Below are 14,063 nucleotides of genomic sequence, written 5' to 3' on the forward strand. Positions count from 1 at the left end.
CTTTGATAATTTTCGAGAACGGGTATTAGCTTGCTTCTCTAATTAGATAAAAATATCACCGTAAGTTCTGGAGAACCAATAGATCTACTAAGGTAACTCAATATATGGGCGCTAGATTAAGGGTATTTCTCACTCAAAAGCAAAACAAAACCCTATTAGAACTGAGAACTGCGGATGTACCACAACAAGTAAAAGATCGAGCAGAAGTAATTAGATTAAATGCACATGGCTGGTACGTTGAAAAAATAGCGACTCATTTTAATTGGACTCCACAAACAGTGAGAGAGGTTTTACATAAATGGCTGCATCTAGGTATGGAAGGGCTTTGGGAATTACCAGGTAGAGGGGGAAAACCGAAGTGGAAAGAAGAAGACATAGAATTTTTAGCAGAATGCCTTAAAAAAGAACCACGTACATACAACAGTCTTCAACTAGCCCAGAAATTAGAAAAAGAGCGTTCTATTAAACTAAGTCCCGATCGATTAAGACGGATACTAAAAAAAAAGGGTTTATTTGGAAACGAGCCAGGAAGAGTCACAAAGGAAAACAAGAAGCCGTAGTACGAAAAATTAAGCAAGCTGACCTAGATATGTTGGAATGGGCAGCGGCGGCGGGAGAAATCGACTTAAAATATTTAGATGAATCAGGGTTTTGTGCTTGGAGTGAACCTGGTTATACTTATTACCAACGAGGTGAGCAAAAACGGCTAGAACAAACGAAAAGGCGTGGTCGTAGATTAAGTATTGTAGGGCTTCTTCAACAGGAAGTAAGCTTTGTTTACGGTTTGGTAATTGGGGGTGTCGATCGAAAAGCTTATATCAAAATGATGGAGCAAGAAGCCCAACAAGCTGCCCTGATTGGACGACCAAGAGTAATCGTACAAGACAACGGTCCCATACATCGGTGTCAGGAAGTTCAACAGTTATGGTCAAAGTGGGAAAATCAGGGTTTATATATCTTTTTCTTACCCAAGTATTGTTCTGAAATGAATCCAATCGAATTAGAGTGGCAACACATTAAAAAAGATGAATTAGCAGGACAAATGTTTGAGGATGAATTAGATCTCGCCTACGCCGTAATTCAGGGAGTAGAAGTTAGAGGAGAAAGAGGAAACTACCCTACACAACGTGTTAAATTTAACTCCAATGCGGGTACTTAATGTTTCGTTACATAAGTATAAATTTTCCCACCTCCCTACTTAACCAGCATAATAGCTGGATGTGAATCCACACGCGGGATCATCGCTGATTGCCTCCTATGAACCTCTTACTACTTTACCGTCCATAGCGATTGTTTCTCTTGGCAATGGTTGAACACCAAAAAAACGGGATAAGCAGGCTGAATAACTCTGATACTCTGTCCGCATTCTTGGTGCGTCGAATCGTACTATAAGAAGGAATTCGTCCCTTTGGTGGTTGAAAAAGTTTTACTAATTCGGCTTTGTGCGCTCCCTCGCCAATCCCCAATTGCGAGAAAACCTTTGTTCTCGGCAGCAACTGCAACGCGGTGAACATAGCAAGACAGAGTGCCTGCTGATAGCGCTTTCCAGTGCCGCAACGAGTATCAATCAAGTCAGAGAAGGCTTCAACAATTGCAATTTGGGTCATTACTCAAAACAATTTGAAGGAATATAGCTTCAGCGTATCATCCTTCTATCAAGAATGAAATACCCTTGGCCAACATCATCGAGCATGCCACAGAAACCCGCTATTATATAGCTTCATTTGTTGAGACAGCAGAAGCTTTTGGAAAAGAATTCGTGGTTATTGGGGAGTAGAGAATAAAGTGCATTATGTAAGGGATGTGACCCGGCGTAGAAGATGCTTCACGCATTAGAACTAACCCAAAGCGTGCAAATCTGGGCAACGGCGCGTAATTTTGCACTTAATTTATATCGAAAGTATGGATTTCAGAATATGGCTCAAGCTCAACGACTTGCTGGCTTTGGTCTTAACACACTCAAGGAATTATTTAGAATGAAATAGCCCTGGAATTAAATCAGGCGAGAATCCAGCAAAAAAAGGCAGCCTCATCGCTAAAACCCAAATAAAGAGCCAAATTATTGGAGATATTAAAAGGAAGCAAATATACATTGTTGAAATCCGAGAATGACTTGTCTATCCAAGAATAATTAAACTTAAAACAAGTAAAAGATGCTTCCTCGGTAGTAGGAAAAATGCACATTTTAAAAGAATACTTTCCTACTTGGGTGAAAAAAATAATAGTTTGGCTGACGAGATATTAGAATTAACGCATTGGTTAAAAAAGGCACAACCTACTATAAAAAATAGTGTAAAAACAATCAAACAAAAGATGATTGGGAGAGATTGGGGGGTATTTTAAAGAAAGAACAACTAATGGGATAGTAGAGGGAATTAATACTAAATTAAAGCTATTAAAAAGGTGTGGTTTTGGATTGAGTAATTTGATATATTTTGAACTACGGGCATTACTTTTTTGGCATTTTCCTAAAAATTTAGCACAATAAGTACGGAAGAGCCGAACTTCGTTGTACTTTCAAGGAGTGAGGGTCAGAAAAACACGGGCCTGTAGCAGGATTTGATATCGCCTGTAAATAGAAACGCAACTATCGAGGATTAAAAGTAAAAGGCGCCTGGTTTATTCTCACGGATTTGGGTTCATTGCCAGTAGCAATATCCGCTTATAAACAGCGAATGGGAATTGAATAAATGTTCCGCGATTGCAAGAGTGGAGGTTATAATCTAGAAGAAAGTGGTCTAAGAGGAGAGCGACTGATTAATATGATTCTGTTAATGGCGCTCGCCTATACTTGTGCCATCTTTCAAGGGAATGAAATTCAGAAAAATCAGGTACAAAAATATGTATAGCGCAGCTCCCAAGCGAGAAAAATATACCGAATACGGAGTACATTGGGCGTTGGTTTCGATGGAGAGCAGTGGGTTGATTATCTCGCTCAGCATTCCTTAGAAATTAAGCGAGTAAACGCAAGTTAACTCGAAATAAGCATCACTTTTATCTACAGGGTATACGGGCTGCAACCCTTATTCGGTCTATCTCCTAAACCTCTTTGTCACCCCCCCAGGAAGGACAAATGACCTACTGGTTGGGAATACGGGCATACAGTTGCATTGTTTTTTAAAAGTGGTATCTGAAGTAAAAGTTTGAAGAGTATCAAGAAGGAAAAAGGTTATTCGTTTTTCCTTCTTCACCATTTCGTTTGTCGAGTTTAAGTTCCTTGAGTCCGATCGACTAATTTTTATTTGAAAAAATCCCTAATAACTAAATTAGATTGCCGATCGAGCATTATACCAGCCCCGATCGCAACTGCGGACAGGGACAAAACTTCCAGCGCCCCTGCGCCAGATTGGAAAAATCTCAATTATGCTAACCTAGGCAAGCAGCAATCCCTTGTCACGAAGGCGATTAACATAATTTCAAACAATTTATTTTATTGAGGACCGGTGTATCCCGTATGGCAAACCTGATCGGCACAGACAGCAACGACTTTATTCTAGGAACTCCGCTGAGCGATCGAACTCGCGGCTTAGATGGCGATGACACGCTCCTGGGTGCGGGAGGAGATGACACCCTAGAGGGCGACGGCGGCAACGACCAGCTTCTTGGAGGGGACGGAGCAGATTCGCTGTTTGGGGGTGAAGGAAATGACGAACTAATTGGCAACCAAGGCCGCGATTTTGCTTCCGGCGGGAACGGCGACGACTCGATTCGTGGCGGTTTGGGCAACGACATCCTCGAAGGCAACGACGGGATAGACAGCCTGTTGGGAGACGCCGGGGACGACTTAGTTTTTGGCAACGCAGGCAATGACATCATTGCCGGCGGTACTGGCAACGACACCCTCACAGGGGGTGACGGCGACGATTCCGTGTTCGGCAATGCTGATGATGACTTTCTCTACGGGAATGCGGGGAACGATTCTCTCAACGGCGGTAGTGGCAGCGATCAAATGTTGGGCAGTGAGGGCAACGATTATTTGACCGGCGGCGACGGCGACGACACTTTGTACGGCAATGCCGACAACGATTCGCTTTTCGGAGACGCTGGTAATGACCAGATATTCGGCGGCAAGGCTGACGATACCGTTTTTGGTGGCAGCGGTTCGGATACCCTTCGCGGCGATGAAGGCGACGACTCGGTACTGGGAGATGAAGGCAATGACTTCCTGTTTGGTGGCAAAGGTAATGATGGTATCGACGGCGGTTTGGGCGATGACTCCTTGGCTGGAGGTATCGGCGACGATACAATTTTGGGCGGTTTCGGCAATGACAATTTATTTGGGGCAGAGGGTAATGATTCTTTAATCGGAGGTGAGGGTTCGGATACTCTGACTGGGGGCAGCGGCAGCGATGTCTTTGGATTGGGAGCCGGGCCTGGCAGTTTGGTTTTAATTACTGATTACAATGACGCAGAGGATTTCCTTGGACTGCCGAGCAATTTATCTTTCGCTCAACTGCAAGTTCGGCAAGGTAACGGTGCAAATGTCAGGGATACAGTAATTACGACGCTCGACGGCAAGCTTTTAGCAATTTTGACCGACACTCCGGCGGGGCTGATCGAGGCGAATGATTTTATCGCTGTGACTGGGACGGTTACTCCCAGGCCAACCACCATTACCACTACAACTACAACTACAGTTACAAGCACAATTACAGATCCAACTCCGACTCCGACTCCAACTCCGACTCCGACTCCGACTCCGACTCCGACTCCGACTCCGACTCCAACTCCGACTCCAACTCCGACTCCAACTCCGACTCCGACTCCAACTCCGACTCCGACTCCGACTCCGACTCCGACTCCAACTCCAACTCCGACTCCGACTCCAACTCCCACAGCAGCACCGACTCCGACTCCCACGCCGACTCCCACAGCAGCACCGACGCCGACTCCCACGCCGACTCCCACAGCAGCACCGACGCCGACTCCGACTCCAACTCCAACTCCGACTCCCACAGCAGCACCGACCCCGACTCCGACGCCGACTGCTTCGAGGATTCCGACTCCGCCGACAGTTAGCGTGCCCGATTCGCCTCTGCTGAGCATTAAGTCGATCGCCCCGACTCCGACTCCCGGACTATTATTGCCAATGCCCGGGCCGACGCCGATATTCCCGACGGTGGCGGACCCGATCTTACCTCCTACACGTTACGGGTTCTAGGTGCGATCGCGCAGCTCAGTGATGAGTTATGAGTTAATGTAAAACTCACTAAACTCATAACTCAAAACTATTTAACGTCTTGGGGAGTTTCGGCCGAGTCTGGTGGCGACTCGGCTGGAGAATCTTCTAGGGGAGATAATTGTTGGCTGTACCCCAAGAGCGATCGAAGTTTCATGCGGTGGATGTAAGGCCAGCCGCCATGGGCTTCAATATTCCTGAGCAGTTTGTAAAGTGCTTGGCGGTTGTCGGGAAAAGACGCTTGAAACAAACCGTCCCGAATTTCCCGGTGCGAAGCTTCCAGCGTCCGCAGCAGGGCCAAAAGCAGCAGACTGTCTCCCTGACAACTTTCGGCTAAAGTCCGAATCGCCTCTGTCAGCGAGTGCATTTGAGACTGCAACTTTTCTGACTCTAAATCTTTGCCGTTGTCCATACCGCTGCTTCCTTTGAAATCTACAAGGCCTTTGTCCCCAGCCTTTTGGTCAACCGACTAATCGAGCTAGTCGCGATCGCCATTCGGGGTCATAAGCAAAGTAACTTAAGTAGGTTGACTTAAGCAATATTAATTTGCAGTCCAAGTCAGGAAAAGAGCACAACCCGTCGTACCATGTGTATTGGGCTGCGATCGGAACCTGATTGAGAAATCATAAGTTCATGCTTATTTTCACGGCGCACTAGCTTGATTTTTTGAGTCAATGCCGGTGTCGGTGAAGCGAGCGATCTGGATCTAAATGCTGCCCTAAGCGCTGGCCTAGCCTGCCGGCGGGCAATTATATTTTGCTCGAAGTAGGGCTTTTTCTTAATATAATCCGATGTTGGATATTGAGGTTTGCAATGAAATATCGTGCTTTAATTGTTGCACTTTTAGCATTTTGCATGAGTGCGCTGGTTGCTTGTTCTTCTGCTCCTGACACGACGGTGGCGACTACTGAGTTGCTCACGTACGACGAGATTAGAGGTACTGGCTTGGCTAATAACTGCCCTAGCTTGGCAGAAACTTCTCGGGGATCGATCCCTATCGAAGCGGGCGGCACCTATAAACTCACTGGTTTGTGTTTGCAGCCCACAACTTATTTTGTCAAGGAAGAACCAGCAAACAAACGCCAAGAAGCGGAATTTGTGCCTGGTAAATTGCTGACCCGGTTCACGTCGAGCATTGACCAAGTTCAAGGTACGCTCAAGGTCGGTACTGACGGCACTCTAACTTTCACAGAAGAAGACGGCTTGGATTTTCAAGCTATTACGATTCAATTACCGGGCGGAGAGCAAGTACCTTTCTTGTTTACCATTAAAGAATTAGTTGCCAGTTCCGATCCCGGAGTTGTTGCTATCAATACTTCCACCGATTTGAGAGGGGAGTTTAACGTTCCTTCTTACCGCAGCGCAGGCTTTTTAGACCCTAAAGGTCGCGGGGTAGCGACTGGCTATGACAATGCTGTAGCGCTTCCGGCTACTGACAATTCCAAACGTGTGCGGGCTAATGTTAAGGTGGCTGACACCCGCACCAAGGCGGGCAAAATTTCTCTCCAAGTTGCTAAAGTCAACAGCGCCACTGGCGAAGTTGGCGGGATTTTTGAAAGTACGCAGCCTTCGGATACTGATTTGGGAGCTAGACCGGCTCTGGACGTGAAAATTCGGGGTTTGTTTTACGCTCGCATTGAGCCTTCTGTATCGTAAAATTGGCTTTCAGGATCGATCAAACTTGAGCAGTTTCTGGCCGTAAAGCTCCTGCTCGCCCTTCATTAGCCAACAGTCTTGAGCAATATAACTTAGGACTGTTGACTAATGACTAAATTTATGATTAAATTATGGTCATTCGCAAGTTATGAAGTTGGGATTTTTAATTAATTAAAGTATTGTATTCAAAGCGCTTTCAGCTTATAATATATTTTTTAAAAAACCTGGTTAAATTGGGGATTGGGTCGAAGTCCTTCTACCTGGTAAAAGTCTGCCTTATGCCGAAAACCTTCGGATAATCCCGCTAAATCCGTTCACGTTCAGAAAACTCAACTGGTGTGTCCGCTATCACACCTATTAAGTGCTAGGATTACACTACCTAAAAGTGAATAGTTTTAGACTAGATTAGAAGCTAGATCTAAAGCAACCTCAGTCCTCTGCTCTACCTACCCCTATGTCACCATGTCTACCACAGTGCCGAACGAGCTAAAAAGCGAAAATTTGCAATTGTTGCGCGAGTACCAACTTTCTGGATCGAATGAAACCCGCAATCAGTTAGTTAAACTGAATATTGGACTGGTCAGAAAAGAAGTTTACCACTGGATCAACCAGTGCGGTGAAAGCTACGACGATTTGCTGCAAGTCGGATGTATTGGGTTGATCAGGGCGATCGAACGGTTTGATATCGCCAAGGGACACGCTTTTAGTTCCTTTGCAATTCCCTACATTCGGGGCGAAATTCAACACTACTTGCGGGACAAAAGCCCTTCTGTGCGATTTCCCCGCCACTGGCAGTCCCTGGAACGCAAATCAGTAGCAGCGATCAAGGATTTGCAGGTGCAGTTAAACCGCAAACCTACGGATGCGGAAGTAGCAGCAGTCCTTGAGGTTTCTTTAGAAGAATGGCAAGAAATTAAATTAGCCCATCTCAACCGATCGCCTCTGAGCTTGGACGCGCCGATGCAAGATGAAGATGAGGGGGCTACTTGTCTAGGAGAATTGGTGCCCGATACTAAGTATCGGAGTTTTCAGTTGGCGCAAGAGGATCAAATTCGGGTACAGCAAGCTTTGGCTATGTTGGAACAACGGACTCGCGAGATATTGGAGTTTGTTTTTCTCTACGATTTGACGCAGAAGGAAACCGCTGAACGTTTGGGTATCAGTGCGGTGACTGTTTCTCGGCGAGTTAAGAAGGGGCTGGATTTGCTCAAAGAGATTATGACTAAACAGCTTTAAGCTGTTCACCATTTAAATCTCAGAGGTCATCTAAGCCAGTAAAGAGTTTCAGCCTCTGAAATACGCAGTTTAAATGCTAAACAGCTTAGTTATTAGTCATTAGTAATTAGTCAGCAGTCAGCAGTCACCAGTCACCAGTAAGCTACTACCGATAACAAATAACAAATAACCACTGACTACTAACTAATTTTTAGAGGCTGCGAACAAATTTATCCAGCCTTTCTACGGCTTTTTTAATTGTGCCTAAATCGGTGGCATAAGACAAGCGAATATGGTCGTCTGCACCAAAAGCAATCCCCGGAATAACTGCTACTTGCTGCTGTTCTAAGAAAGCGTCGCAAAATTCCAGAGAATTCATTCCAGTCTTGCTGATGTTGACAAACATATAGAAAGCACCGTCTGGTTTGATGCAGCTAATTCCGGGGACAGCATCGAGTAATTCAAATATTACCTGACGCCTTTCGGCAAAAGCTAGACGCATTTTTTCGACAGATTCTTGGCTGCTTTCCAAAGCTGCGATCGCGCCGTACTGTGCAAAGGTACACACGTTTGAGGTACTGTGACCTTGAATTGTGCTGGTGGCTTTAATTAATTCGTTCGGCCCGGCCAAATAACCGACTCGCCAGCCTGTCATCGAGTAAGCTTTAGCAAAACCGCTGCTGATGAGAGTGCGATCGAAGATTTCTTTGCCCAGGGAACCGATGCTGACGTGTTGGGCGTCGTCATATATAATTTTTTCGTAAATCTCGTCAGCAACGACTAATATATCTCGATCGACTATCACCTCGGCCAATGCTTTGAGTTCCGCCGAAGTATAAACCATTCCCGTCGGGTTAGAAGGCGAATTCAGTACAAATAACTTGGTTTTGGGAGTAATCGCTCGACTCAGTTGTTCCGGTGTAATTTTATATCCTGTAGAAGCATCAGTCCGTACAATTACTGGCTTGCCGCTAGCGAGTTTCACCATTTCTGGGTAGCTTAGCCAGTAGGGAGCCGGGATAATGACTTCCTCTCCAGGCTCGATCAGAGCCATCATCAGATTGTAGAGGGAATGCTTGCCGCCGTTGGTGACAATGATATTTTCCGGTTGATAGTTGAGATTGTTGTCATCGCGGAGTTTGCGGGCGATCGCAGCTTTTAACTGCGGTTCCCCAGCCACAGGGCCGTACTTAGTCTTCCCCTCGTCTAAAGCTTGTTTTGCCGCTGCTTTAACGTGTTCGGGGGTATCAAAGTCGGGTTCTCCCGTACTCAAACTACAGACATCAATCCCTTCGGCCTTCATGGCTTTAGCCTTAGCGGCGATCGCCAAGGTTATGGAAGGAGAAACCTCACCCACTCGTGCTGCCAACTTAATCATTGGATTTTAGATATTAGATTTTTGACTTTAGATCATAGGGTGACAAATGTTGATATTCAACCCTGTTGTTAGGGAATTATGACATTTGTTTACATAGTACGTAAAGGATTAAGCAATTAAAGAATAAAAATTAAAGAAGCTCTTAGTTTTAATTTTTATTTTGGAATTTTTAAATTTTGACGTTATTATTGTAGCATTTTTGATGCCTCGTTACCTTCAACCCGGATCTGCAAGCTTATGGATCTCAAATCTCTGATTCGCGACATTCCTGATTTCCCAAAGCCGGGAATTCTGTTTCGAGACATTACAACTTTGCTGCGCGACCCGCAAGGGCTCAGCTACACCATTGATAGCTTAGCCGAAAAATGCTCAGAAATGTCTGTTGACTATGTGGTGGGCATGGAATCGCGGGGCTTCATCTTTGGCGCGCCTTTGGCTTATAAAATGGGAATAGGCTTTATTCCTGTCCGCAAGCCGGGGAAACTGCCTGGTGCGGTTCATTTTGCTGAGTACGAGTTGGAATACGGTGTCGATCGACTGGAGATGCACCGAGATGCGATGACATCCGGTAGCCGGGTGCTGATTGTGGACGATTTAATCGCCACTGGCGGAACAGCGGCGGCGACGGCTAAATTGTTGGAGCAAGCTGGCTGCGAGCTTGTCGGTTTTGCTTTTATCATTGAATTGCAGGCTTTGGGCGGCAGGCAGAAATTGCCCGATGTGCCGATCGTCACGCTAGTTGAATATTAGTTAGTTAACTGTTGGCAGTTGACAGTTGACAGTTGACAGTTGACTGCTGACAGTTGAATAAAAACTACTGACAAATAATATCCTTGACCTTTGCATGGGAATTATTCATCTCTCTCTTCTCTTTCTCTGCGATCCCTGCGATCTCTGTGGTTAAATCATTCCGATGCAACCGGAATTAATATCATTCACAATTCTTCCTAAAATCTAAAATCTAAAATCCTATGACTTCTATTAAGTTAAATCGAAATTGGCGAGCGTTGAATTCTCTGTTTGGCAGCGAGACATTTACTTATGTTTTTAAGCGACTGTTGCAGGCACTTTTAACGCTATTTTTGGCATCGGCTCTTTGTTTTGCAATTATTGAGCTAGCACCGGGAAATTACTTGGATACTTTGAGCCAAAATCCGAAGATTTCGCCGGAGACTCTCAAGCAACTCGAACAGCAGTTCGGCTTAGATAAACCAGCTATTGTGCAGTATTGGCTGTGGCTGCAACAAATTGTGACGCGGGGGAATTTTGGCACGAGTTTTGTGTATCAGCGATCCGTAGCTTCGCTGCTGTGGGAACGGGTACCGGCGACGCTGTTGATGGCGATCGCCTCTTTGATTGTAACTTGGGCGATCGCCATTCCTTTGGGAATTGTCGCCGCCGTCAATCAAAACCGCACAGTCGATCGAGTTCTGCAAGTAGTCAGCTACACGGGACAAGGATTTCCCAGCTTTATCACAGCGTTGCTGCTGCTATTTTTTGCTCAGAATACTTCGCCTCTGTTTCCCATCGGAGGAATGACAAGTATCGACCACGCGGACTTACCTTGGTGGGGTCAAATCCTCGATTACGGCTGGCACTTAATTTTGCCAACAGTCGCCCTCAGCCTTACTGGTTTTGCGGGTTTGCAAAGATTGATGCGCGGACAATTTTTGGACGTGCTGCGTCAAGATTATATCCGAACAGCACGGGCTAAAGGTTTGCCGGACGATCGAGTAATTTACATTCATGCTTTGCGGAATGCTGTTAATCCGTTGATTACGCTATTGGGTTTTGAGTTTGCTAGTTTGTTGAGCGGTGCGTTTATTGCGGAATATTTCTTTAATTGGCCGGGTTTGGGAAAGCTGACTTTGGAGGCGGTGACTAATCAAGATTTGTATTTAGTAATGGCAAGTTTGATGATGGGTGCGACGATGTTGATTGTGGGGAATTTGTTGGCGGATTTGCTGCTCAAAGCTGTCGATCCTCGGATTAAGCTGGAAGATTTGAAATAGAAGACTTAATTCAGTAATATGAGTGAGTTACGCAAGGGCGATTTGTAATAGTCAACAGTCAACACTATTCCTATTATCCATGCCCCATGCCCCATGCCCCATTACCCATCTCGAAGTGTTTTATGTCAGAAAAACAGCCAAACGAGCCAATGACTTTTAGCCGTTTTGGGGACTGGTGCAGGCATATAGACAGTCTTTCAGAAGAGGCAAGGCACACAGTTAAAGTGTTGTTAAAAAAGGCTGGCACTGATGACCCTGAAGCAGCGGAGCAGATACTTTCAAGCATGACAAAACTCGATCTCAACAGCGATCGAATTACCGACATCAGCTCCCTCGGTTCGCTCACCAATCTGACAACACTCGATCTCGGCGGCAATCAAATTACCGACTTCAGCTTCCTCGGCTCGCTCACCAATCTGACCACACTGTATCTCACCTGGAATCAAATTACCGACATCAGCTTCCTCGGCTCGCTCACCAATCTGACCACACTCGATCTGGACCACAATCCAATTACCGACATCAGCGCCTTGCGTAAGCTCACCAATCTGACAACACTCGATCTGGGCGACAATCAAATTACCGACATCAGCGCCTTGCGTAAGCTCACCAATCTGACAGAACTCAATCACAACAATCAATTTGCCGCTGTGTGCGTGTTAGGCGAACTCGCACAAAAACGTCTTACTCTCTCGACTACGCCAATTGATGCTCAACAAGCGACAGAAGCCATCAAAGTTGCCTATGCCGCTATTGGCTTAGAAGAACCCTCCGTTATTATTTGCAGCAGTCCCCGCGACGCTTATCTCCAAATCTTCAACAGGCTCAAACGCGACCATTCACAAAACTGCTCAGACGAATACAGCAATAGATGGGGGAAAAATCTCGACCGGAAATGGATGTCCCCTGTGGAAGAATTTGCAAGTCCGGCCGTGTGGGAGTATGAGCTCTATAGCATGACGATCGAGTCCGAAGCAGACAGCACACTGAGTTCGCTAATGTACGAATGGGCTGAAAACTATGTGCGATCGGAACAAACGAAGGGGAATGTTTTCCACAATAATTTGTTATCCCTTAACTTCTTTGAAACCCCCACGAGTTTGTTTAAAGAAATCTATTTGACCCAATGGTATATATCTTCATTAGGCGTCAATATTTCCCAAAAGGCACAAGAAATACTTCGCTCGCAAAAGCTGCTTTTCGAGCATTGCGGTTGGATATTTCCCTTTGAAAAGATTTGCGCGGTGTGCGATCGCCCCCACCTTCGCTTTGACAGTCAAAACCGCTTGCACGCGGAAGGAGAACCTGCCATTCAGTTTGCGGATAGATGGAATTTTTACTATTATCACGGCGTCAGATTGCCTAAAAAATACGGCATACTCCACCCAAACCAATGGCAATCCCAGTGGCTTTTAACAGAAGACAATGCCGAGTTCAGGCGATTGTTAATTCAAGGAATTGGTTACGAGCGCATAATTCAAGAATTGTCAGCCACACAAATAGATATTTGGCAGGAATATGCACTATTAAAAATAGATAAAGCCTCGGATTGGGAGCAGATTTATTTGTTAAAAATGACTTGTCCAAGTACGGGATTCATTCACGTTTTGAGAGTGCCGCACCTGACATCTGCTAGGAAGGCAATTCGCTGGGTAAATTGGGGTATTGATCCAGAGGAATTTTCCGTGCAGACTTGATCGAGTTGCGGCGGATGTCAATGGTCACTCAAATATTGTCCCTCTGGGAGTGTTTTATGTCAGAAAACCAACCAAACGAACCCATGACTTTTAGCAGCTTTGCGGACAGGTGCAGGCATATTGACAGTCTTTCACAAAAGGCAAGGCACACAGTTAAAGTGTTGTTAAAAAAGGCTGGCACTGATGACCCTGAAGCAGCGGAGCAGATACTTTCAAGCATGACAGAACTGGATCTCAACTACAATCAAATTACCGACATCAGCTCTCTCGGCTCGCTCACCAATCTGACAACACTGAATCTGGGCAGCAATCAAATTACCGATATCAGCTTCCTCGGCTCGCTCACCAATCTGACAACACTGTATCTGGGCAGCAATCAAATTACCGACTTCAGCTTCCTCGGCTCGCTCACCAATCTGACAACACTGTATCTGGGCAGCAATAAAATTACCGATATCAGCTTCCTCGGCTCGCTCACCAATTTGACCACACTCTCGCTCAGCTTGAATCAAATTAACGACATCAGCTTCCTCGGCTCGCTCACGAATCTGACCACACTGGATCTCGACGACAATCAAATTACCGACTTCAACTTCCTCGGCTCGCTCACCAATCTGACCACACTCTCGCTCCGCTTCAATCCAATTAGCGACATCAGCTTTATCGGCTCGCTCACCAATCTGACCACACTCAATTTCTACAACAATCAAATTACCGACTTCAGCTTCCTCGGCTGGCTCACCAGTCTGACAGAACTGTCTCTCGGCAGCAATCAAATTACCGACATCAGCTCCCTCAGTTCGCTCACCAATCTGACCACACTCGATCTCTATAACAATCAAATTACCGACTTCAGCTTCCTCGACTCTCTCACCAATCTGACCACACTAAATATCAGCAGGAATAAAATTAGCGACATCAGCTTC

Annotated in this window: 12 protein-coding genes and 1 pseudogene; 10 read left to right on the plus strand and 3 right to left on the minus strand. The window is 45.7% G+C overall.

Annotated features, from left to right (window positions below):
• The first annotated feature begins 104 nt into the window (after window positions 1-104).
• A protein-coding gene (locus QUA04_RS03890; protein ID WP_333253946.1) for an IS630 family transposase occupies window positions 105-1,159 on the plus strand; the annotation gives its coding sequence in 2 pieces (ribosomal slippage) (window positions 105-497 and window positions 500-1,159; 1,053 coding nt in all).
• Between the two features lie 115 nt (window positions 1,160-1,274).
• Here the strand turns inward: QUA04_RS03890 and QUA04_RS03895 are convergent.
• Window positions 1,275-1,607: a hypothetical protein gene (locus tag QUA04_RS03895; RefSeq protein WP_333253948.1), complete on the minus strand. Its 333-nt coding sequence runs from the start codon at window positions 1,605-1,607 to the stop codon at window positions 1,275-1,277.
• Between the two features lie 710 nt (window positions 1,608-2,317).
• On the opposite strand from QUA04_RS03895, the gene QUA04_RS03900 reads away from it, so the two are divergent.
• Window positions 2,318-2,488: a transposase gene (locus tag QUA04_RS03900; RefSeq protein ID WP_333253950.1), complete on the plus strand. Its 171-nt coding sequence runs from the start codon at window positions 2,318-2,320 to the stop codon at window positions 2,486-2,488.
• A gap of 966 nt (window positions 2,489-3,454) precedes the next feature.
• Entirely contained in the window at window positions 3,455-5,161 is a 1,707-nt protein-coding gene (locus QUA04_RS03905; protein ID WP_333253952.1) for a calcium-binding protein, read from the plus strand.
• A 67-nt stretch (window positions 5,162-5,228) separates the two neighbouring features.
• On the opposite strand, the gene QUA04_RS03910 is transcribed toward QUA04_RS03905, so the two are convergent.
• Window positions 5,229-5,591 (minus strand): hypothetical protein, encoded by a 363-nt coding sequence (locus tag QUA04_RS03910; RefSeq protein ID WP_333253954.1) that lies wholly within the window; start codon window positions 5,589-5,591, stop codon window positions 5,229-5,231.
• 401 nt (window positions 5,592-5,992) lie between these two features.
• On the opposite strand from QUA04_RS03910, the gene QUA04_RS03915 reads away from it, so the two are divergent.
• Entirely contained in the window at window positions 5,993-6,835 is an 843-nt protein-coding gene (locus QUA04_RS03915; protein WP_333253957.1) for a photosystem II manganese-stabilizing polypeptide, read from the plus strand.
• Between the two features lie 462 nt (window positions 6,836-7,297).
• Window positions 7,298-8,071 carry an RNA polymerase sigma factor SigF gene (locus tag QUA04_RS03920; RefSeq protein WP_333253960.1) on the plus strand — a complete coding sequence of 258 codons (774 nt, stop codon included), beginning with the start codon at window positions 7,298-7,300 and terminating at the stop codon, window positions 8,069-8,071.
• 190 nt (window positions 8,072-8,261) lie between these two features.
• On the opposite strand, the gene QUA04_RS03925 is transcribed toward QUA04_RS03920, so the two are convergent.
• A complete protein-coding gene (locus QUA04_RS03925) occupies window positions 8,262-9,428 on the minus strand; it encodes a pyridoxal phosphate-dependent aminotransferase (protein WP_333253962.1) in 1,167 nt (388 codons plus the stop codon).
• Window positions 9,429-9,665: 237 nt separating this feature from the next.
• Here QUA04_RS03925 and QUA04_RS03930 point away from each other — a divergent pair, with 237 nt between their 5' ends.
• The 5 genes and pseudogenes from QUA04_RS03930 to QUA04_RS03945 form a co-directional block, all read left to right on the plus strand.
• Complete coding sequence (locus tag QUA04_RS03930) at window positions 9,666-10,178, plus strand: adenine phosphoribosyltransferase (protein ID WP_333253964.1); 513 nt, start codon at window positions 9,666-9,668, stop codon at window positions 10,176-10,178.
• A 221-nt stretch (window positions 10,179-10,399) separates the two neighbouring features.
• Window positions 10,400-11,440 carry an ABC transporter permease gene (locus QUA04_RS03935; protein WP_333253965.1) on the plus strand — a complete coding sequence of 347 codons (1,041 nt, stop codon included), beginning with the start codon at window positions 10,400-10,402 and terminating at the stop codon, window positions 11,438-11,440.
• Between the two features lie 284 nt (window positions 11,441-11,724).
• A pseudogene (locus QUA04_RS29875) lies at window positions 11,725-12,072 on the plus strand (leucine-rich repeat domain-containing protein); the annotation flags it as partial.
• Between the two features lie 18 nt (window positions 12,073-12,090).
• Complete coding sequence (locus QUA04_RS03940) at window positions 12,091-13,137, plus strand: DUF6745 domain-containing protein (protein ID WP_445242286.1); 1,047 nt, start codon at window positions 12,091-12,093, stop codon at window positions 13,135-13,137.
• 56 nt (window positions 13,138-13,193) lie between these two features.
• The coding region (locus QUA04_RS03945; protein WP_333253969.1) for a leucine-rich repeat domain-containing protein at window positions 13,194-14,063 on the plus strand (870 nt) is incomplete at its 3' end.

Source organism: Microcoleus sp. S13_C5, assembly GCF_036700845.1.
Lineage (GTDB): Bacteria > Cyanobacteriota > Cyanobacteriia > Cyanobacteriales > Microcoleaceae > Microcoleus.

Bases quoted from the DNA above. Each gene is read 5' to 3' on its own strand.
- QUA04_RS03910 (WP_333253954.1), bottom strand. From the start codon at position 5,591: ATGGACAACGGCAAAGATTTAGAGTCAGAAAAGTTGCAGTCTCAAATG.
- QUA04_RS03915 (WP_333253957.1), top strand. From the start codon at position 5,993: ATGAAATATCGTGCTTTAATTGTTGCACTTTTAGCATTTTGCATGAGT.
- QUA04_RS03930 (WP_333253964.1), top strand. From the start codon at position 9,666: ATGGATCTCAAATCTCTGATTCGCGACATTCCTGATTTCCCAAAGCCG.
- QUA04_RS03935 (WP_333253965.1), top strand. From the start codon at position 10,400: ATGACTTCTATTAAGTTAAATCGAAATTGGCGAGCGTTGAATTCTCTG.
- QUA04_RS03925 (WP_333253962.1), bottom strand. From the start codon at position 9,428: ATGATTAAGTTGGCAGCACGAGTGGGTGAGGTTTCTCCTTCCATAACC.
- QUA04_RS03905 (WP_333253952.1), top strand. From the start codon at position 3,455: ATGGCAAACCTGATCGGCACAGACAGCAACGACTTTATTCTAGGAACT.
- QUA04_RS03895 (WP_333253948.1), bottom strand. From the start codon at position 1,607: ATGACCCAAATTGCAATTGTTGAAGCCTTCTCTGACTTGATTGATACT.
- QUA04_RS03920 (WP_333253960.1), top strand. From the start codon at position 7,298: ATGTCTACCACAGTGCCGAACGAGCTAAAAAGCGAAAATTTGCAATTG.